Below are 18,895 nucleotides of genomic sequence, written 5' to 3'. Positions count from 1 at the left end.
TTTCTGCGCGTTTGGGAACAAGACTCGTAGATATGCGCCGACGAAGTATGAGCGGGAGCAACTTGAGGCAGGTTGGCCGACACTTGTCGGCGTGGGCGCCATCTGAGGAGTTTCCCCACGGCCGACAAACTCGCAAAGTGAAATCCGGTTTCTGGCATTTCGACAATTCCGCAGATGTTTTCCGTGCGTGCGTTGGCTATTGTGAGCCGAGCGTGGGAGTTGATTCGCTCCGAGGGGTTTCGTGAATGCAGGATGAAGCAACTTTTCTTCTGTCCGCCGTATTGACATTGGTTTCGAAACGTGAACGATACAGAGGTGGGACTGGCAAGGGAGCACAATCTGGCACACTATACGTTCCTTCTCTTCAGATCGAAAAGAATGCATTCGACGTGATAGAGAGAAAGCAGAAAGCATTTGTGACCCTTTGGTTGAACACTTCAGCAAAAGAGGCCGTGGTAACTTGTCAGTCTCATGCCAGTCTGCCCAATGTCCCGAACGACTCAGTTGACTACATCTTCACCGATCCGCCTTTTGGCGAATCATTGCAGTATGCGGAACTCAACTTCTTTCACGAGGCTTGGCTAAAGGTGCATACGCAACTGAAAGACGACTGCGTATTGAACTATGTTCATGAGAAGTATCTGCCTTTTTACCAAGCTCTAATGATCGCGGCATTCACTGAGGCTTGTAGGGTACTGAAGCCTGGCAGGTGGATCACAGTCGAGTTCCACAACTACCAAAACAGCGTCTGGATGGCGATACAAGAAGCTCTGTGGAGAGCTGGTTTCACCGTCGCAGATGTGCGTGTATTGGACAAAAAACAGGGAACATTCAATGTGGTCAATAGAGCGGGTGCCGTTCAGCAGGACCTTGTCATATCCGCCTACAAGCCTAACGGCGGACTTGAGGAGCGCTTCAGGTTGGAGGCCGGAACAGAAGATGGCGTTTGGGATTTCATCCGTACGCACTTGAGGCAGCTTCCGGTCTTCGTCTCCAAGGATGGCCAGGCCGAGGTCATCGCCGAGCGGCAAAACTACCTACTTTTCGACCGCATGGTCGCTTTCCACGTCCAGCGCGGCGTCACCGTACCGTTGTCCGCAGCCGAGTTCTACGCCGGGCTGGAGCAGCGTTTCCCGGCGCGTGACGGGATGTACTTCCTCTCTGATCAGGTCGCGAAGTACGACAAGAAGCGTATGACCGTCCGGGAAGTCTTGCAGCTCCAACTCTTCGTCACAGACGAGGCGTCGGCTATCCAATGGCTCAACCAGCAGTTGCTCAGGAAGCCCCAGACCTTCCAGGAGATGCACCCACAGTTTCTCAAGGAGCTTGGCGGCTGGCAGAAACATGAGGTAGCGCTGGAGCTGTCCCAGATGCTGGAACAGAATTTCCTGCGCTACGACGGCCGGGGCGAGGCGCCGAGCCAGATCCACAGCTATCTCTCCACCAACTTCAGGGAGCTGCGCAACCTGCCCAAGGACGATGAGAGCCTGCGCGCCAAGGGTAAGGACCGCTGGTACGTGCCCGATCCGAACAAGGCTGGCGACCTGGAGAAGCTGCGGGAGAAGGCGCTGCTCAAGGAGTTCGAGGCGTATCGGACATCGAGCCAGAAGCGCCTGAAGGTGTTCCGCCTGGAGGCGGTGCGCGCCGGGTTCAAGAAGGCGTGGCAGGAGCGGGACTATGGCACGATCATCGCGGTGGCGCAGCGGATACCGGAGAGCGTGCTGCAGGAAGATCCGAAGTTATTGATGTGGTACGATCAGGCGGTAACACGCGCGGGAGGTGAATCATGAAGATTACCAGAGTGAAGCTCGACAATTTCACCGCTTTTGACAAGCTCGATCTTGCCCTGTCCCCCGGTATCAACGTCCTTGTGGGCGCCAACGGCACCGGCAAGACACACCTGATGAAGGTTGCCTATGCCGCTTGTGACATCACCAAATCGAAGCTCGACTACGCGGAGAAGCTTATTCGCGTCTTCTTGCCTTCCGGACGAGCATTGGGACGCCTCGCCAAACGGCTAAAGGTCAGTTCGCGATGCATGGTGGAGATCTATCGTGACGACCTCAGATTGCGCACCTCGTTTTCCAACCATTCCACGGTCCCTGAATCGGCCACCGTGACGGGAGCGAAAGATTGGAGCGCCCGCCGTATCGAGAGCGTGTACATTCCCGTGAAGGAAATGCTCTCCAATGCTCCCGGGTTTCGGGCCTCTATTCCCAGCGAGAGATTCATTTCGACGAGACCTACGCCGATATCCTGGACCGCGCCTATCTCCCGGGACTTCGCGGGCCGATGGACAGCCGCCGCAAGCGTCTGCTCGCCATTCTGCAGAAGGCCATTGATGGCAAAGTGACCATCAAGGAAGAAGAGTTCTTTCTGCGCAACAAACAGGGCAATCTGGAGTTCTCTCTCCTGGCGGAGGGCATGCGCAAGTTGGGATTGCTCTGGCTTCTGATTCAGAACGGCGCCTTGCTGGAAGGATCGGTGCTTTTCTGGGACGAGCCTGAGACGAACTTGAACCCCGCACTATACGGTGTCATGATGGAAATCCTCCTGGAGCTCCAGCGCCTTGATGTCCAGGTGTTCCTGGCAACCCATAACTATGTGATCCTCAAAGAGCTCGATCTTCAAAAGAAGGACGGCGATCAGATAGCCTTCCATGCTCTCTACCGCGGGGAGAACGGCGAGATCGCGTGCCGAACCGGAGACAAGTATCTCGACATCCATCCCAATGCCATCGCTGACACCTTCACTGGTCTCTATGACCGTGAAGTAAAGCGCAGCCTCGGAGGTCTCTCACGATGACGACACTGTCCGAAGGGAATCTCCTGTTAACGATACCTGATACTGGTCAGGCAAGAAAATTTGATGACAGTGCCAACCACAGGTTGACGCATTGTATGAAGGCGGTTGACTTCATCGTGGAGCTGACCGATCGTTACCTGTTTATTGAGGTCAAAGACCCACAGAATCCGCGCGCTCACACCAAAGAACGCGACAAGTTCATCCAGGAGTTCCTGGCGGGCCAGGGCGATCAGGAACTGATATACAAGTATCGGGATTCCTTCCTGTATGAGTGGGCATCCGGCCGGGGTAGCCAAGCCAATCCTCTACCTGGTGCTCATCGCGATTGACAGCTTGACGGAAGTCGAACTGCTGACCAGGACGGACGATCTCAAGCGTAAACTCCCGATGCTAGGGCCTACGGCGCAACCGTGGATCCGGCCATTGGTCTCAGGTTGCGCCGTGTTTAACATTGCCGCGTGGAATCGGTCTTTGCCTGACTACCCGATTGCGCGATCGAAACCATGAGAACAGGTGATTGGTACTACAGCCCGGACCACGGGCAGCTCTGCCAGGTCATTGAAACCCAGACGCTCTGGGGCGAAACGACCTGCCGCGTCTGGCTGCCCGGCAGCGATGCCGTGGTCCGCATCCCGGCCTCCCGGCTCAAGCCGCTGGCGGACGCGGGCGCCGCTTCGCCTGATGCCATTACTTACATCGCTGCGGCCGCGCGGGTGGAGGAAGGGTATCGATCGGGGAGAGCAAAGTCCTCAAGGGGGTACTTAAAATGGCTAGAATAGAAGGTCTCAGAATCCGCAATTTCAGGGTACTCAACGATGTGACCCTTGGCAAGCTCTGGAGTCTACAGCAAGCCGAACCACTGACTCCGATGACGGCGGTCATCGGCAAGAACGGTGTCGGGAAGAGCACGCTTTTCGACGCATTTGGTTTTCTTGCCGACTGTCTTAAGTCTGGTGTGGAAGAGGCTTGTGACCTTCACGGGCGCGGGGGCTTCGAACGCCTCCGATCTCAGGGCCAAAGGGGGCCAATCGAGTTCGAGGTGTACTACCGCGAGGAAGAATCGGCTCGCCCTATCACTTACGAACTGGCAATCGAGATGGACCCTGGCGGCAGGCCCTATGTCAGGCGAGAACGTTTGCGCCAACGCCGAAAGAACCAATCTAGTGGTCGTCCATTTTCCTTCCTGATATTGGACGAAGGCAGAGGCATTGCTTGGAAAGGGGAAAGCAAGGGTCACCAGATTGACGAAGGCAACGCACAGTTCGACCTACACAGTCTTATCGAATCCATAAAGCGAAGTGAAAGCGAGGAGGAAAGTCGGGAGACTGAGGTGGTGGAGCTTGAAGACAAGCGCAAGCTTGGAATTGCCACACTTGGGTCGCTCAAGCAACACCCACGGATTTCGGCCTTTCGCCGCTTCATCGAAGGCTGGTATCTGAGCTATTTTACTCCGGATGCTGCCCGCAGCTTGCCGCTCGCTGGTCCACAAAAGCATCTGAACGTGCATGGGGACAATCTGGGAAACGTTGTTCAGTTCATGGAGCGGGAACATTCTAAGAAATTCCGCGCCATTTTGGACCGAATCGCGGGGAAGATCCCAGGCATCAACAGCATCGACACGGAAAAGACTCCCGATGGCCGGCTCCTCCTTCGGTTCAACGACCGGGGATTCGAAGACCCATTCTACGCTCAACAAGTGTCTGACGGCACCCTCAAGGTTTTCGCCTACCTTTTGCTTCTCGAGGATCCAACACCGCCGCCTTTCCTGTGCATAGAGGAACCCGAGAATGGTCTTTATCACAAACTGCTTGAGACGCTTGCCAGGGAGTTTCGTGAGCATTCTATTACCCAAAGGGGGGGACCCCAGGTCTTCATTACGACCCATCAGCCGTATTTCGTTGACGCGCTGGAGCCAGAAGAAGTCTGGGTACTTGAAAAGGGTGACGACGGATTTGCTAAGATCAGACGGGCGAGTCAAGACCCTATCGTGAAGAACATGGTTGCAGCAGGACTACCTCTCGGCGGGCTCTGGTACAGCGACTATCTGGATGCGAGGTGATCTGATGCACTTCGAGATCCTTGTTGAAGATCAGTCCGGCAAGAAGGCCCTAGACATTTTGTCCCAAAGATACTCGGAAACGGACATACTTTTGCTGTCCATTCCTACAAGGGTGTAGGTCACATTCCCAGGGACATGAGAGAGGTGGGCCACCCACACCCCCCGATCCCCGACAAACGCCGACGCCCCCGAGGCAGACGGGCCCAGGCGACAGAGATCCCACCGCATATGAACATCACGCGAAATATGTCGCCCAGCTTCTGCTACTTTCGCGCCAAGCTCCAAGAGTTGGCCGGAGCACCCTGATGGATCAAGGCTGGTACTTCAGCCCGGACCACGGGCAGCTCTGCCAGGTCATTGAAACCCAGACGCTCTGGGGCGAAACGACCTGCCGCGTCTGGCTGCCCGGCAGCGATGCCGTGGTCCGCATCCCGGCTTCCCGGCTCAAGCCGCTGGCGGACGCGGGCGCCGCTTCGCCTGATGCCATCGCCTACATCGCCGCCGCCGCGCGGGTAGCCGACGCCCTGACGCAGGACGTCCTGCTCGCGCCCATCGAATCCTCCGTCATCCCCTTGCCGCACCAGATCCGGGCACTGTCCCGCGCCATCGCCAACGATCGGGTTCGTTACCTGTTGGCGGACGAGGTCGGCCTGGGCAAGACCATCGAAGCCGGCCTCATCATGCGGGAGCTCAAGCTGCGCGGGCTGGTGAAGCGGACGCTGGTCATCGCGCCGAAAGGACTGGTGACGCAGTGGGTCAGTGAGATGCGTCTTCATTTCGGCGAAGCGTTCCAGCTCGTGCTCCCCGAAGACATCAAATCATTGCAGCGGATCGCCCCCGCAGCGGCGCCAGGACACGAGGAGAGGAGCGGCCACGATCCGGAGACACTGCCGGCCAATCCCTGGCGGATGTTCAGCCAGATAGTTGTGCCGATGGATTCGGTGAAGCCCCTGGACAAGCGCCGCGGTGGAGCGCGGCCCAGGTGGGGGAGCACAATCGCGAACGGTTCGAAGACCTGATCTCCGCTGGCTGGGACATGGTCATCGTGGACGAAGCGCACCGCCTCGGCGGCAGCACCGAGCAGGTGGCCCGTTTCAAGCTGGGCCAGGGGCTGTCCGAGGCTGCGCCCTACCTCCTGCTGCTGTCAGCCACCCCGCACCAGGGCAAGACTGACGCCTTTCAGCGGCTGGTGTCTCTGCTCGACGCCCAGGAGTTCCCGGACATTGGCAGCGTCACCCGCGAGCGGATCCAACCGTATGTCATCCGCACCGAGAAGCGCCGTGCGATTGACGCCGAAGGCAAGCCGCTATTCAAGCCCCGGCGCACGCAGCTTGGGCCTGTGCGTTGGGAGGCGCGTCACCGCCCGCAGAGGGCGCTCTACGATGCAGTCACGGAGTACGTGCGCGAGGGCTACAACCAGGCCATGCAGGAGAAACGCAGCTATATTGGCTTCCTGATGATCCTGATGCAGCGCCTGGTGGTTTCCAGCACCAGCGCCATCCGCACCACGCTGGAGAGGCGCCTCGAGGCGCTCGCCGCGCCCGAGGAGCAACTGACCTTGTTCCCGCTCACCTCCGACGAGGAATGGGCGGACTTGGATGGTCAGGAGCAGCTCGACGCGCTGCTGCGCACGCACCTGCGGGCGCTCAAGAACGAGCGCACGGAAGTGAAGCTGCTGCTGGAAGCCGCGACCCGCTGCGAGCAGGCAGGGCCGGACGCCAAGGCCGAAGCGCTGCTCGACTGGCTCTACCGCCTCCAGTCGGAGGAAGGCGACCCGGAACTCAAGGCGCTGGTGTTCACCGAGTTTGTGCCCACCCAGGAGATGCTGCGGCGATTCCTGACCGAGCGCGGCTTCTCGGTGGTGTGCCTGAACGGCTCCCTGGACATGGACGCGCGCGTGCGGGTGCAGGAAGCGTTCGCCCGGGAGGTGCGGGTTCTCATCTCCACCGACGCAGGCGGCGCGGGCCTGAACCTGCAATTCTGCCATGTCGTGATCAACTACGACATCCCCTGGAACCCGATGCGGCTGGAGCAGCGGATCGGCCGGGTAGACCGTATCGGCCAGCCCCATGCGGTTCGCGCGGTCAACTTCGTCTTCGAAGGCTCAGTCGAGCACCGTGTCCGCGAGGTGCTGGAAAAGAAGCTCGCCATCATCTTCGAGGAGTTTGGCATAGACAAGACCGGCGACGTCCTCGACTCAGCCCAGGCCGGCCGGCTGTTCGACGACATGTATGTCGAAGCGATCCTCAACCCCGACAAGATCGAGGACTCCGTGGAGGGCGTGATCGCTCGCTTGCAGGAACAGGCGCGCGTGGCGCGTTCGACAGCCTCCGTGCTCGGCGCCACCCAGGACCTGGAGCCCGGCGACGCTCAGCGGCTGCTGACCCACCCCTTGCCACATTGGGTCGAGCGGATGACCGTGAGTTACTTGAAATCCCGCGGCGGCCAAGTCGAGAGGCGAAACCAGGGCTGGGATCTCACCTGGCCCGACGGCCAGACCTTCAAGAACGTGGTCTTCGCCGGCAAGGAAGCAGAACGGCTCCCGGCCGCCCGGCATCTCACGCTCGAAGAGCCGAGGGTTCGCGGTCTGGCCATGCGGATCCCGCGCTGCGCGCCCGGCCAGCCGGTGCCGGTCGTGGCGATCCCTGGGGTCTCCGCTGAGGTTCAGGGCATCTGGTCGCTGTGGCGCATCGCCATCGCCTCGGCATCCACCTCCGACGAGCCGGCCGGCTGGAACCGCCGCAGGATCATGCCGCTGTTTCTGGCCGATAGCGGCAGAGTCTTTGTGCCGACAGCCAGGCATATTTGGGACCAACTTCTGGCTGTCAGTCCGCTGATCCGTTCTATTCTTGATCCGCAGGCCTCGCAGGCCGCCTTTACAGGGCTGCAGAAAGCGGCGGAGGAATACGGCAGACCGATGTACGACGCGCTCGTGCAGGAGCACCGGAACCGCCTCGCGCACGAGCGAGAGAAGGCCGACTACGCCTTTGCCGCCCGCCGCAGAGCGATCGGGCGTATCGGCCTGGCCCAGGTGCGCACCTACCGTCTGAACCTCCTGGCCCGGGAGGAGCAGACAATCCATGAGCAGCTGGGCAAGAAGGACCATGCGCACCCTGAGATGGTCCCGCTGCTCGTACTGCGAGTGGAGGGCTGCCATGAGTAGCTGGCGCGATCAAGTGCTGAAGGAGTTCACCCCGAAGGTGGCCCGACTGACCCTGGTGGCCGACCCGGACGGGCTTCTGCTGGAAGAAGGGATTCTCGAAGGCATCCGGGAGCGGGGATTCGAGCTTATCCCGTTCGAAGATCATATTGCGTTCCGGTATGCCTACGAATCGAAGTTCCGCTCCCACTGGGACCGGGGCGAGCACACAGACCTCGTGGTCGTACTGCGCTCCCCGGCCAGCGATCTCGGCTCTCTGCCCTATGACCTGCTGCAAGCCGGGCGGAAGCTCTCTTTCAGCCTCGGCGACATATTCCCGAATCTCAGCTATCCGGTCGTGACTGCCCTGGATCGCGGTGACCTGGATGCACTGTTTCAAGCTCAGAAACAACACGCGCCCGGGACTTTGGGCGACAATGCCACCAAGGAGTTCGTGCTGCGGCACGTCTTCGGAATTGCGCCAGAGCTCACCAAACAACCGGCAGATCTGTTGCGCGTGCTCTTGCGGCGTCACTATCAAGGCCAGCGCATCCCCCGCATCCTCGATGAACGCTTTATCCAACTTCAACGTCAAAACAGCACCTTCGACGGTTGGCCGCTTGAGACGCTTCTCTCAGATCGCGAAGCGTTCTTCGTCTTCCTGCAAGAGCGTTGGCCGATCTTCCTCGACCATGAGGCGGCCAAAGGGGCTGCCGGCTTGCGCGATGACACGCGATCTTATGGCCTTGTTGTGGCCGGGCCTGCGGACCTGCCATTCGATCACCACGACGTTCGGGTCTACATCAACAGCTTGTTTCTGGAGGGGCGGCTGCGCGCTGTGCCCCATAGACATGCAGATACGCTCACCAGGACATGGGCCAGCGTCGGCATTCGCACCGATCCCGCCGCTGATCGGCTGCACCGGCTTAGCAAACTCATCGAGAATCTAACAGCATCTCTACCCACGGAAGATACGCGGTATGGTAATTGGCTTCATTTCGCGCGCGGATGGGCGGAGCAAATTGCCTTGACGAACGAATCGCCAGAGAGCCTTCCTGATGAAACCGAGCAGCGCATCAAGAACCTGCAAGCACAGGTAGACAAGCGACTGACGGCCTGGCTGGCAAAACGTTATGCGGACTCGTCAATCTACCGCCGGTTCCTCCGGTGATGCTGCACCATCTGCCCCGGTTCTTGTCCCGTCAGGTGGCCGAAGATCGCGCCGCCAGGGTTGCGCTGCTTGTCATGGATGGGCTTGCCCTGGATCAATGGCTCGTCATTCGTGGCGCGCTCGTTTCGCGGCAGCCGCTGTTTCGCTTCAAAGAACAAGCGCTATTCGCCTGGATCCCATCGCTCACGTCCATTTCTCGTCAAGCGATCTTTGCCGGCAAGCCTCCTATCTTCTTCCCTGGCAGCATTCAGTCTACCGAGAAAGAGCCGGCCCTGTGGCTGCAGTTCTGGGCCGATCAAGGGTGCATGCCGAACGAAGTCATCTACCTCAAAGGCCTCGGCGAAGGAAGTCTTGAGCGTGTGTCTGAAATGCTATCGCATCCCAAAGTCAGGATCGCCGGATTGGTCGTTGACAAGGTTGACAAGATCATGCACGGCATGGAATTGGGCACGGCCGGGATGCATAACCAGGTGCGCCAGTGGTCCCTGCAAGCCTATCTACACACGCTCCTGGATCTGCTTCTGGATCAGGGTTTCCGCGTCTTTCTGACATCGGATCACGGGAATATCGAGGCGGAGGGATGTGGAAGACCGTCAGAAGGTGTTCTGGCAGACTTGCGCGGCGAAAGGGTGCGGATCTACTCTGACCAAATCCTCAGAGGTAAGATGAGAGAACACTTCTCAGATGCGCTGGAGTGGGCGCCGATTGGGCTGCCAGAGGACTATCTTCCCCTACTGGCGCCGGCTCGCAAGGCGTTTGTCCAAGAGAAGCAGCGGACCGTGTGTCACGGCGGCGCCTCGATCGAGGAAATCATCGTGCCGCTAGTAGAGATTACGAGGAATAGTGCATGAGCAGCGCAGTGTCTCGAATTCAGCAAGTCGGTTTGGATCGCCTGGTCAGGCTGGCGTGGTTGGAACGAACTGCATCGCTCGTCTTGGCCGGAAATGATCATTTTGTCATCAAGTCCGCGCTCCAAGAGGACCTGGCCGGCTCATTCAGATCGTCTACCGCTAACGTTCGGGGTTCGCTAAATAAAACCATTACCATCCTGCAAAAGGTGTGGGGAAATCCCCCATCTCAAATCAGCTCCCTGCACGCTGATGGTCTGGATTTGCTGACGCGCTTTCCGTCCCGTGAGCACGCGCCTGTTCATTGGGGCATGCTGATGGCGGTGTACCCGTTTTGGTCCAGTGTAGCCACGCAGGTGGGTCGTCTACTCAAGCTCCAGGGCGCTGCTGCGGCAACCCAGATTCAGCGCCGAATACGAGAGCAATATGGCGAGCGAGAGACAGTGGCGCGTCGCGCCCGCTACGTTCTACGATCCTACCTGGATTGGGGAGTGCTGCAGGAAACTGAAGCAATGGGCGTCTATCGTGCTGCTCCGCCTCACCCCGTGAATGATCCGAGACTGGTTGCCTGGTTGGTCGAATCATCGCTGTGGGCGCGGGCCGACGGCGTCGCTCCACTCCGAGACGTACTAGAAGGCCCGAATCTTTTCCCGTTCCAACTGACGCCCATGTCGCCTGAAAGGCTGACGTCCCTCACACCTCGACTGCAACTGCTGCGACACGACTTGGATGACAGCCTGGTGATGTTGCGACGAGAATGGTAACTGCTCAGCCAGGCAGTGAGAATGATCTCGATAGCGCCCGGAGCGCCCTCTGCCCCCAACCTGGGGAGCCGAATGCTTTTCCCCCCCAGGGTTGGGGGCAGGGGGGCCGCCTGAGCAGTTACGTTACGTCTGAGACTACCGGTCACGCCGTCGGTGCGAAGACTTGCCGGTCGAACGACGCGGGCTGGCATTCCAACTGAGGCTGCTGCGCATAGCTTTGCCCGCCATTGCCGATACGTTCGGCCAACTGACGGTAGGTGAGATGGCCGCCTGTCGCCTGCAGCGCCTCGGCCAGGTACCAGGTGAAGGCGCCGTGATAATCGTTGGCGATGTAGGCGTCGGCCGAGGTTTGATTGTCGCGGCAGGCCGCCAGCAGCACGTTGTTCTCCTGGGTCTTGACCACCTTGAAGCGGTTCTTGCGCCGCCAGCCGAGCAGGTTTCTCAGGGCTTCGAGGAGTTCGATGGCGCCTCTCACCTCGTCTGGCGGATCAACGGAGCGCGACATGGGCAGCGTAGCCAGATCCGCATCGGCGGCGGGCGCGGGCCGATTGCCCGTGCCCGAATGGCAACAGTCCATCATCACCGTCAGGCTGGCGCCAGGGCTGATGCGATCGAAGGCGGCCTTGAGATCATCGTCGCGCAGGGGGTTGTTCCAGTCATGGTCGTAGGGGATGAGGATTTCGTCGGAGGCATCCTGTTCATCATCGCCGTTGTCGGCCACCTGGCTGCCGTGGCCGGAGTAGTGGAACACCAGGACGTCGCCGGCCTGGCTCCCCGTGGTCAGCCAATCCAGGCCCGCCAGGATGCCGGCCCTGGTCGCCTGGCTGTCGGTCAGCGTCTGATGTTGTCGCCGCTGAAACCGTAGTGCGTTTCGAGCAGCCCTTTGACCTGGACCACGTCATTGACGCAGCCTTTCAGCCAGCTAATATCACCGCTGTATTCGTTCAGTCCGATCAGCAATGCCTTCTTCGTCATGATCTATCCCTCCTGCGATCATTCGTGTTGATCTGTGTTCATCCGTGTACCAGGAACCTGCGTGGACGCGAGGCCGGTCGACGCAGGCCGACCTGGCGGCGGAACGCCCCTTCGCCCTGAATTCATTCGGCGGTACGGTTGCAGCGGCCTTAGCCGCCGGGGTTGTGTTCGGCGCGGGTGGGCGTCGGTGGCTGGACGAAGTCTTGCGCGGTCTTGGTGACGAAATCACGCACGCTGTATTCGGACACCTTTGACGATGTACTCCGAGGCCGACGACTTGACGTAATAGCTGTTGTCGGTCGCGTCTTTGGCGCCGATCGTCAGCGTCAGGGTCGTGATCGGCTGATCGCCCGACTTGACGCGCGGTGACGATGGCCTGCGGCTTGTCCAGGCCATATTCTGGCTTAGCCTGCTTGCCCAGCGGCTTGAGCAGGGGTGACATTGGCGGCCTGGCTGACCAGCGAGGTGACCGCGCCGTGTCGAGCGCCGCGCGCGGGCAGGACATCGAGCATCCAGGCGCCGGAAACGTCCTTCGAGAATTGCAGCGTGCCGGTGATGTTGGTGACGGTCAGCCCGATCATCTCGGTCTGCGTGATGCTGACGTAGGTGGTCTTGATCCAGGAGGTTTCCTGCGCGCCCACCTCGTAGCTCGACAGGTCGCTGGCGAGGAAGACCTCGCTCTGCTGGTCCGCGCGCACGTGCGTGGCGCAGGTGCCCGGCGTGGAGCCGATGAACAGCGTGTGCGCGGCGCCGCTGGCCAGGGTGAACTCCACCTTGCGCAGGAAATCGTCAGCGGCCACCTGCAAGCGTTTGTGGCTATCGCTGGTGCGCGTCACCAGGCGGTTGGTCTTGATGGCCGCGATCTTGTCCAGGATGGGTGTCACCTTGCTGGCATCCACGGGGAAACTATCTGCGTCGGCCAGCACCCAATCACTGCCCAGTTTCTTGAGCTCGACCATGTTCTTGTCCTGATCGCTGATCTTGAGGCTGGTCACGTCGCTCGCCCTTGAAGCCGGCAAAGAGAGGCGCGCCTGCGCGGCGCTGAGCGCGGCCACAGAACGAAGACGGCCAGCAGCACTTGCGCCAGGAGAATTCCGGCCAGAATCTGATTACGTTTACTCATCATCATGCTCCATGATTCCCTTTATTCGCCGGTCCTGACCAGCGTCATCGGTTTTCATTGCGCCGGCGCAGGTCCACACCGCGCCGATAACGGCCAGGGGCCAGCAGCGCCAGGGCGTAGTTAGCCACTTCCCAGGTGGACTGCTCGCCCGTGGCCATTGGCTTGAGCACGCGCACTGCGTGCCGCGGAGCGGATGGTCAGCAGGTCGAGGTCTTCCACGGACCAGTTACCGCGCTTTGCATGAACTGCAAGGAGTTCAGATAGCGATCTTGCGTCAGGTTGGCCGAAACCTGGAACACCAGGTCATCCACGAACTCGGCGCTGCCGATGACAACCAGGCGCGAGGTGTTGGGCGAAGACTCGACGTGGCCGCGGTGACCAGTGCGGCGCCGGCTGCGTGGCATCGGTCGGCGTGGCGGTCAGGGGCGAAGGCTTGCCGACAAAGAAGGTCGAACGAGCCTTGCACGGAAACTGCCAGGATGTGCGACTCGCGCGCCTTCGACCGGGAAACCCAGCCTGGATAGAGCTGCAGGTTGGGCTGGATGTCGGTGTTGGTGCGCAGCCATGCCTCAGCCGTGGACTTGAGCAGCGACACGACGGTGTGCGCTGTTCTGGCCGCATCCACGGTCAGCGGCGAGGCCCAGTGCATGGTGACAGCCGGCAGATTCGCCACCACCGGGCTGTTCTTGTCCATGCCGCTGTTACGCACATCCACGAAGAAGGGATAGCTGATGGCCTGAATCTCACGCACCTGCATACCGCCCACGTCGCGGTTGACCGCCACCGGGAACGGCTCATTCCGCGATCCATCACCAACGCCTGTGCACCGTGATGCCGTAGCTTTGCAGCATCTCCCGCAGGCCGCCGCTGATCGCCGCGATGCCCAGGCTACCGGCATAGGGATCCGGCGAGATGATGTAGTGCCGGCCGCCACGACCACCGCTTCCCGGCATCAGGAACTGGTCAATGGCGAAGCGCTGTTTGTCGTCCAGGAGCCTGCGGCGCCACCACCACCAGCACATCCACATCGGACGGCGCCCGACCATCCCCGGGATCCACCGACCGCACGGTGTAGTCACGGCTGAGCCTGTGGGTTCAGGGGTGAAGGTTGACTGCGGCAGTTGGTATTGCCCCAACTGCGGGTCGGCCGGCAGTGCGGGCGGCGGGTCCTGGGCCACCACTTCAAGAGCCGCTGGACGAGCGCTCGAGCGCGCTTCGATGGCGGTGCGCACACTGGCCTCGCTCAGGTCGCCTGACGGGAGATCACCTGCGCCTTTGTCGCCGACCTGCAGGATCATGTCGAGGTAGTAGGTGTCGGCGGCAAAGAGCGAAAACCGGAATCGGTCGCAGCTTGAAGTTATTGATCAGCGTCTGGCGGGTAATGCGGCCGCGGGGGCATCGGGTCAATCACCTCGAAGGTCAGCTTGCCGGTGAACGCGTCTGCCTCGCGCCACCTTTTCGATGGCGCCCGCCCTTCTGCAGTGTGGCTTGGCAGGGTGTTCGGCGTCACGAACAGCGTCAGCTTGACCGGCTCTTGACCGCGCAGCACGCTGTCCACGCCTGGAAGCCGTAGACCACCTTCTTGACCGCGCGGTCAGGTCGTACTCCAGGTTGCGCAGGCGCACATCCACCGTGCCGTCGCTGCGAGTTCACCTCGATCAGGTCGCAGTTGAGGGTAACATTCTGATCGCCGTAGCGCACCAGGATGTCGAAGTAGGCGTTGATGACCGAGGCTTCGTAGCGCCCCGACACCTGCAGCGGCGTGGGCTGGATGCCGAGGTCTGATTGGCCTCGGTCTCCTTGTCCGCGTCCTGCAAGGGATCAATCACCTCGGCGTCACCCGCCACGGGAGGCGATCTGATACTCGGTCAGCATGTCGCGCACGCGCGCGCCAACGGCGCCAGCAGCGGGTGGCTTTTCGCTCGTAGGCGCGGATGAGCAGCGGCTCCTGCACGTTGCTGAGCAGGTCACGTGGCCGCGGACAGGCTGTACTCGCTGCGCGGTCAGGTCCAGGCGCAGGCTGCTGATGGGGGTAGAGCCAGATGTTGAGCACGATCAGGTTGAGCGCCACCAGGCCAGTCATCGTCAGCCAGTTGCGGCGATAGGCCGCGGTGTTTTCGCCCTGGCTCCAGCGCTGGCTGTCGAGCGAGACGATGTTCAGCAGCAGGAAGAGGCGGTCAGCGAGGTAGGTAGACCAGGTCGCGCAGATCAATGATGCCGCGCTCGATGCTCTCGAAGCGGCTGCCGATGCCGATGGCGCGCAGGATGTCAGCCGCCGCGCCGCCCACGAAATCGGTGACGCCGCGCGAGCCGACCGCGTAGAAGATGCCGCACAGCAGCACGGTGACGATGAGGGCCACGATCTGATTGTTGGTGCGCGACGAGATGAAAAGGCCAATCGCCACGTACGCGGCCGCCATCAGCAGGGCCGCCAGGTAGCCGCCGAACACCGGGCCCCAGTCCAGGTTGCCCAACATGCTGACGGTGATGGGGAGGAAGAGGGTCAGCGCCAGGGCGAGGGCCGATCAGCGCCATCACCGCCAGGAATTTGCCGATGACCAACTGCGCCGCGCACCGGGGGGTGAGCAGAATCTCCAGGGTGCCCGACTGCTGCTCCTCACTCCACTGGCGCATCGTCAGCGCGGCCACCTGAGGAAGATCAGCAAGATCGGCATCCATTGGAAGAGGGGCGCACATCGGCGATGCCTCGCGCAAAGAAGGTGTTGACCCAAAAGAAGGAGAAGAGAGCAGCCGCCAGGAATGCGCCCAGGAAGATCAGCGCCATGGGCGACCCGGATAGCTGTTCAGTTCCTTGCGCGTCATCGAAAGTGTTTGTTTCATCGTTGTTTATCCGCCTGTTGCCAGCAGATTGAACACGCTTTCAACGTGCGCACGTCGCGGCGCAGTTCACGCAGGGGCCAGTTGCGCTGGCGGGCCAGGTCATAGATGGCCGGGCACAGATCGTGTCGCTGGCATCCGTGCCCACGATGCGGTAGGCCGGGAAGGCATCGGCCGTCTGCAGTGGCTCCACGGTGCGCACATGGGCCAGGCCGGCCAGGGCCGCTTCCACATCGCTGCCGGTCCTGCAAGACCAGGATCGCATCGGCGGTCGCGGCCAGGGTGGACCGGCGCTGATCGGCCTTGATCTGGCCGTTGAGGATGATGATCACGCGATCGCACAGCGCCTCGACCTCGGACAGGATGTGCGTGGAGAAGAGGATCGTGCTTTCTGGGACAGGCGCTTGATGAGGCGCCGAATTTCCACGATCTGCGTCGGGTCGAGGCCCACGGTCGGTTCGTCGAACACCAGGAACTTGGGTTTGTGCAGGATGGCCTGCGCCAGGCCGACGCGCTGACGAAAGCCTTTGCTCAGGGTGCCGATCGGCTGCGTCAGCCGGTCCTGCAGGCTGGTGGCGACGATGGCCTCGGACAGGCGCCGGGGTTGCTCGGCCTCTGGAATCTCGCGCAAGGTCGGCCATGAGCTTGAGATAGGCCTGCACCGACAACTCCGGGTAGAGCGGTGCATTTTCGGGCAGGTAGCCGATGCGAGCCTGGATGGCCCGCGGCCAGTCAGCCATCCAGGCCATCAATCGTCACCGTGCCGCCGTCCGGCTGCAGATAGCCGGTGAGAATCTTCATCAGGGTCGTTTTGCCCGCGCCGTTGGGGCCGAGCAGGCCCACGATCTCACCCTGGTGAATGTCCAGACTGACGCCAGCCAGGGCTTCGATGGGACCGTAGGATTTCGTTACGTCTTTGACTTCGATCACGCCATTGACCTCCAGAATCTGAGTAACACGTAAGAAACCGGTCTGAAATCAGGCAAGCGCTGGGGAGCGTCTCCAATCCTGCCCTCAAACCTGGTCTCCACTGCGAACGTAGCCTGAATTATACGAATCAGTGACGCCTGGGGCAAATTTTCACCCACAGATCTACTTGACAACGGATGGAACGAAGGTCTGGCGCCCGGTGCGCAGAGGCCAGGCGCCGTGCCTGCGTCCATCCGGTGATGTCGTGGTGACGTCGTGACATCCAGGAGGCAAGTCTGCGGCAGCGTCACCTCTGCGTGTTCCTGGTCAATCGCTGTCGCGGCGACAGGCGCGGCATCGCCGATTGCACCGTCATACGATCGGCGAAATTCTCGCCTTGAGGGTGTAGGGTTCTTCCAGGAGATGACACGTCGAGCGATGGGGGTGCGCCAGCCGGATAGACTGACCTCGTCAGGTTCTGCCCATGTGGCCGCGTGATCGGCATCGCCGGCGAAAGGTAAAGATTGACCGTTTGCCCGCGGAATGGCGTCACGTCAATCAAACATGCCGCCAATCGTCGGCCAGATTCACTGGTTGTCCAAACGGTGGCGCCCGCGACCGTCAGCACCAGGATCAGGAATGCCTGTGCTGATTTGCCCATACCGGTAGAGGAACGATAAGGTGGGCGCGCATTCGGTGGGAATCGAGATCGTTTGGCGCAGCAGCGATTCGCCGGGCTGCGCGTCGAGAGAACGCCATATCAGCCACAGCGCCTGGCGTGGCAAGCAGCAGAGCGTTGGCCAATCATCGCCCAACCCAGCGCTGACAGGAACGCGATATTGTGATCCAATTGGGCAGACCACGTGTCACCGCCGTCAGTCGTTACCCGATGGGCGAGGCCAGTACTTTTGTACACTTGGGATTGATAATGGCGCCAAAGGCATGAACAACCGCGTGTCATCATCGAACAGAAACGGCCAGCCGAAGTTGATTGATAGATGGTAACGGCCAGGGCGCCCAGGTCGCGCCCCAATCATGCGAGGTGCAGAGTGCCAACATGACATCCACCGGTCATGCATACAGTCCGCTCCCAACACCAACGGCCCGTAGGACCCTGCAGCCAGACTCAGGTTGGCAAAGTACGTTACTGTCTGTGATGCCTCCATAGGGGCGCGGGGCGACCAGGAACTGCATCCGCTCCCAGGGATGACTGCATCATCCTGATCCATCCCGGCGTCGGTGTTGCTGTTTGATATTCAGCCCAGAATGCGAGCGGTTCACCCGTTTGTGTGGAAGTGACGTTGAAGCCGGTGATCCCGTATAAGGATCATACGATAACATGCGTTGCGGAGGAGTCCACTGCCGTCGCATTTTGCTTCACGAACAGGAGTTTGCCGGGACAGTTATCACAAGAAATGACAAGTCTGAGTTGCCCTGTGGCTATGGCCGACAGCTTCATGGACTCGAAAGGCGCTGGAGGAGTGCGGTGATGGAGTTGCCTTGACCAATCGCTATTCGGCAACTTTCGGAGGTATGAAAGTTGGAGATTGGCCGTTGGTCAGATGAGCAAAACCGCATGGATGGCGCCGTCCGGGGTCGCCGTGAGACTCGGGGTACTCCGATACTGGGACAAGATAACCGGTTCCGACCAATCACCTCAGGCGGGCGGTGGCGGTACAGGGTATGAACGTTAACTAGGTACGGGAAGCAGGTGGGGAATATGTTGCTCGCCGTTGACATCCAACGCCGCCGCGAGCGGTTTCGCCCCAATACATATGGTTTTCATTGAATATCCTGACATTTTGGAGGGTGCTTGGACGCCCCAATCGCGCGGCTAGGCGCTGCCACGATACGATGTGGTGGGCGTAAACACGCCTGAAAAAGTCCATCCGGCCGCCCTGTTCGAATCCGCCGTTGGTCACCAGGTTCGTTGCGCCAGGCAGATGGAATTCGAAGTTTGCGACACTGGCGCGTTCGAAGTCTCGAATGCGTCCAGTATCGTGTAACGATTGCCGCTGAAGATGACGCCCTTGTATCGCGGCAAACAGCAGATCGAAGCTGCCGCTGCGATAACTGGCAAGGCAAACGGCCCCTGGCACATCGTGATCAAGTAGAGTAGACACGCGCGCCGGCAGAAGCACGCCGCAAGGCCGTCGCGCTCCCCGCCTTGAATCTTCATGGCATAGACCACTGTCTGGCTAGCGCGTCCGGCCACGCCTCAACGTTCAGCGCATGATCGCAAAACTTTCGCGCCCGAAAACTAA

At 60.5% G+C, this 18,895-nt stretch carries 19 protein-coding genes and 4 pseudogenes; 9 read left to right on the top strand and 14 right to left on the bottom strand.

Going from position 1 to position 18,895, the window contains the following annotated elements; all coding sequences use genetic code 11:
* Positions 1-488 precede the first annotated feature (488 nt).
* The 9 genes and pseudogenes from IPF85_RS17065 to IPF85_RS17025 all read left to right on the top strand — a co-directional run.
* Positions 489-1,790: pseudogene (locus IPF85_RS17065) on the top strand (DNA methylase); the annotation flags it as partial.
* Positions 1,787-2,353: an AAA family ATPase gene (locus IPF85_RS17060; protein WP_343409273.1), complete on the top strand. Its 567-nt coding sequence runs from the start codon at positions 1,787-1,789 to the stop codon at positions 2,351-2,353. The pseudogene IPF85_RS17065 and the gene IPF85_RS17060, both read left to right, overlap by 4 nt.
* A complete protein-coding gene (locus IPF85_RS17055; protein WP_343409272.1) occupies positions 2,293-2,805 on the top strand; it encodes an AAA family ATPase in 513 nt (170 codons plus the stop codon). Before IPF85_RS17060 ends, IPF85_RS17055 begins: the two co-directional genes overlap by 61 nt.
* Positions 2,802-3,134, top strand: coding sequence for a hypothetical protein (locus tag IPF85_RS17050; protein ID WP_343409271.1), 333 nt, complete (start codon positions 2,802-2,804; stop codon positions 3,132-3,134). Before IPF85_RS17055 ends, IPF85_RS17050 begins: the two co-directional genes overlap by 4 nt.
* 174 nt (positions 3,135-3,308) lie before the next feature.
* The gene (locus IPF85_RS17045) at positions 3,309-3,584 is read left to right on the top strand and encodes a hypothetical protein (RefSeq protein ID WP_343409270.1); all 276 of its coding nucleotides are present in this window, start codon (positions 3,309-3,311) and stop codon (positions 3,582-3,584) included.
* Positions 3,572-4,864 (top strand): AAA family ATPase, encoded by a 1,293-nt coding sequence (locus tag IPF85_RS17040; protein ID WP_343409269.1) that lies wholly within the window; start codon positions 3,572-3,574, stop codon positions 4,862-4,864. The genes IPF85_RS17045 and IPF85_RS17040 overlap by 13 nt, the downstream gene beginning before the upstream one ends.
* Positions 4,865-5,169: 305 nt before the next feature.
* Positions 5,170-8,027: pseudogene (locus tag IPF85_RS17035) on the top strand (helicase-related protein).
* Positions 8,020-10,025, top strand: a pseudogene (pglZ, locus tag IPF85_RS17030) (BREX-3 system phosphatase PglZ). Before IPF85_RS17035 ends, pglZ begins: the two co-directional pseudogenes overlap by 8 nt.
* Positions 10,022-10,786 (top strand): hypothetical protein, encoded by a 765-nt coding sequence (locus IPF85_RS17025; RefSeq protein ID WP_343409268.1) that lies wholly within the window; start codon positions 10,022-10,024, stop codon positions 10,784-10,786. The pseudogene pglZ and the gene IPF85_RS17025 overlap by 4 nt, the downstream one beginning before the upstream one ends.
* A 142-nt stretch (positions 10,787-10,928) precedes the next feature.
* On the opposite strand, the pseudogene IPF85_RS17020 reads toward IPF85_RS17025, so the two are convergent.
* The 14 genes and pseudogenes from IPF85_RS17020 to IPF85_RS16955 form a co-directional block, all read right to left on the bottom strand.
* Positions 10,929-11,761 (bottom strand): annotated as a pseudogene (locus tag IPF85_RS17020) (caspase family protein).
* 225 nt (positions 11,762-11,986) lie between these two features.
* Positions 11,987-12,157, bottom strand: coding sequence for a hypothetical protein (locus tag IPF85_RS17015; protein ID WP_343409267.1), 171 nt, complete (start codon positions 12,155-12,157; stop codon positions 11,987-11,989).
* An 8-nt stretch (positions 12,158-12,165) separates the two neighbouring features.
* Positions 12,166-12,756 carry a DUF4340 domain-containing protein gene (locus IPF85_RS17010; protein ID WP_343409266.1) on the bottom strand — a complete coding sequence of 197 codons (591 nt, stop codon included), beginning with the start codon at positions 12,754-12,756 and terminating at the stop codon, positions 12,166-12,168.
* Positions 12,753-12,884: a hypothetical protein gene (locus IPF85_RS17005; protein WP_343409265.1), complete on the bottom strand. Its 132-nt coding sequence runs from the start codon at positions 12,882-12,884 to the stop codon at positions 12,753-12,755. The genes IPF85_RS17010 and IPF85_RS17005 overlap by 4 nt, the downstream gene beginning before the upstream one ends.
* Before the next feature lie 44 nt (positions 12,885-12,928).
* A complete protein-coding gene (locus IPF85_RS17000; RefSeq protein ID WP_343409264.1) occupies positions 12,929-13,054 on the bottom strand; it encodes a hypothetical protein in 126 nt (41 codons plus the stop codon).
* A 104-nt stretch (positions 13,055-13,158) separates the two neighbouring features.
* Positions 13,159-13,668: a hypothetical protein gene (locus IPF85_RS16995; protein WP_343409263.1), complete on the bottom strand. Its 510-nt coding sequence runs from the start codon at positions 13,666-13,668 to the stop codon at positions 13,159-13,161.
* 25 nt (positions 13,669-13,693) lie between these two features.
* Entirely contained in the window at positions 13,694-14,182 is a 489-nt protein-coding gene (locus IPF85_RS16990) for a hypothetical protein (protein ID WP_343409262.1), read from the bottom strand.
* A 59-nt stretch (positions 14,183-14,241) separates the two neighbouring features.
* Complete coding sequence (locus IPF85_RS16985) at positions 14,242-14,433, bottom strand: hypothetical protein (RefSeq protein ID WP_343409261.1); 192 nt, start codon at positions 14,431-14,433, stop codon at positions 14,242-14,244.
* On the bottom strand, positions 14,403-14,636 hold the full coding sequence (locus IPF85_RS16980) for a hypothetical protein (protein ID WP_343409260.1): 234 nt from the start codon (positions 14,634-14,636) through the stop codon (positions 14,403-14,405). Before IPF85_RS16980 ends, IPF85_RS16985 begins: the two co-directional genes overlap by 31 nt.
* 73 nt (positions 14,637-14,709) lie before the next feature.
* A complete protein-coding gene (locus IPF85_RS16975) occupies positions 14,710-15,096 on the bottom strand; it encodes a hypothetical protein (RefSeq protein WP_343409259.1) in 387 nt (128 codons plus the stop codon).
* Positions 15,062-15,361, bottom strand: coding sequence for a hypothetical protein (locus IPF85_RS16970; RefSeq protein ID WP_343409258.1), 300 nt, complete (start codon positions 15,359-15,361; stop codon positions 15,062-15,064). Before IPF85_RS16970 ends, IPF85_RS16975 begins: the two co-directional genes overlap by 35 nt.
* 404 nt (positions 15,362-15,765) lie before the next feature.
* A complete protein-coding gene (locus tag IPF85_RS16965; RefSeq protein ID WP_343409257.1) occupies positions 15,766-15,987 on the bottom strand; it encodes a hypothetical protein in 222 nt (73 codons plus the stop codon).
* Between the two features lie 63 nt (positions 15,988-16,050).
* Entirely contained in the window at positions 16,051-16,353 is a 303-nt protein-coding gene (locus IPF85_RS16960; protein ID WP_343409256.1) for an ATP-binding cassette domain-containing protein, read from the bottom strand.
* A gap of 101 nt (positions 16,354-16,454) precedes the next feature.
* Positions 16,455-16,652, bottom strand: a complete 198-nt coding sequence (locus IPF85_RS16955) for an ATP-binding cassette domain-containing protein (protein WP_343409255.1) — start codon at positions 16,650-16,652, stop codon at positions 16,455-16,457.
* Between the last annotated feature and the right edge of the window lie 2,243 nt (positions 16,653-18,895).

Origin of the sequence: Candidatus Amarolinea dominans, assembly GCF_016704685.1 — a bacterium.
GTDB classification, from domain to species: Bacteria; Chloroflexota; Anaerolineae; order SSC4; family Amarolineaceae; genus Amarolinea; species Amarolinea dominans.
This window is presented reverse-complemented; position numbering and strand designations above follow the sequence as displayed.

Excerpts from the sequence above, each read along its gene's own strand:
- IPF85_RS17060 (WP_343409273.1), top strand. The coding sequence starts at position 1,787 with ATGAAGATTACCAGAGTGAAGCTCGACAATTTCACCGCTTTTGACAAG.
- IPF85_RS17055 (WP_343409272.1), top strand. The coding sequence starts at position 2,293 with ATGGACAGCCGCCGCAAGCGTCTGCTCGCCATTCTGCAGAAGGCCATT.
- IPF85_RS17050 (WP_343409271.1), top strand. The coding sequence starts at position 2,802 with ATGACGACACTGTCCGAAGGGAATCTCCTGTTAACGATACCTGATACT.
- IPF85_RS17045 (WP_343409270.1), top strand. The coding sequence starts at position 3,309 with ATGAGAACAGGTGATTGGTACTACAGCCCGGACCACGGGCAGCTCTGC.
- IPF85_RS17040 (WP_343409269.1), top strand. The coding sequence starts at position 3,572 with ATGGCTAGAATAGAAGGTCTCAGAATCCGCAATTTCAGGGTACTCAAC.
- IPF85_RS17025 (WP_343409268.1), top strand. The coding sequence starts at position 10,022 with ATGAGCAGCGCAGTGTCTCGAATTCAGCAAGTCGGTTTGGATCGCCTG.
- IPF85_RS17015 (WP_343409267.1), bottom strand. The coding sequence starts at position 12,157 with ATGGCCTGGACAAGCCGCAGGCCATCGTCACCGCGCGTCAAGTCGGGC.
- IPF85_RS17005 (WP_343409265.1), bottom strand. The coding sequence starts at position 12,884 with ATGAGTAAACGTAATCAGATTCTGGCCGGAATTCTCCTGGCGCAAGTG.
- IPF85_RS16990 (WP_343409262.1), bottom strand. The coding sequence starts at position 14,182 with ATGATCCTGCAGGTCGGCGACAAAGGCGCAGGTGATCTCCCGTCAGGC.
- IPF85_RS16970 (WP_343409258.1), bottom strand. The coding sequence starts at position 15,361 with ATGTTGGGCAACCTGGACTGGGGCCCGGTGTTCGGCGGCTACCTGGCG.
- IPF85_RS16965 (WP_343409257.1), bottom strand. The coding sequence starts at position 15,987 with ATGCGATCCTGGTCTTGCAGGACCGGCAGCGATGTGGAAGCGGCCCTG.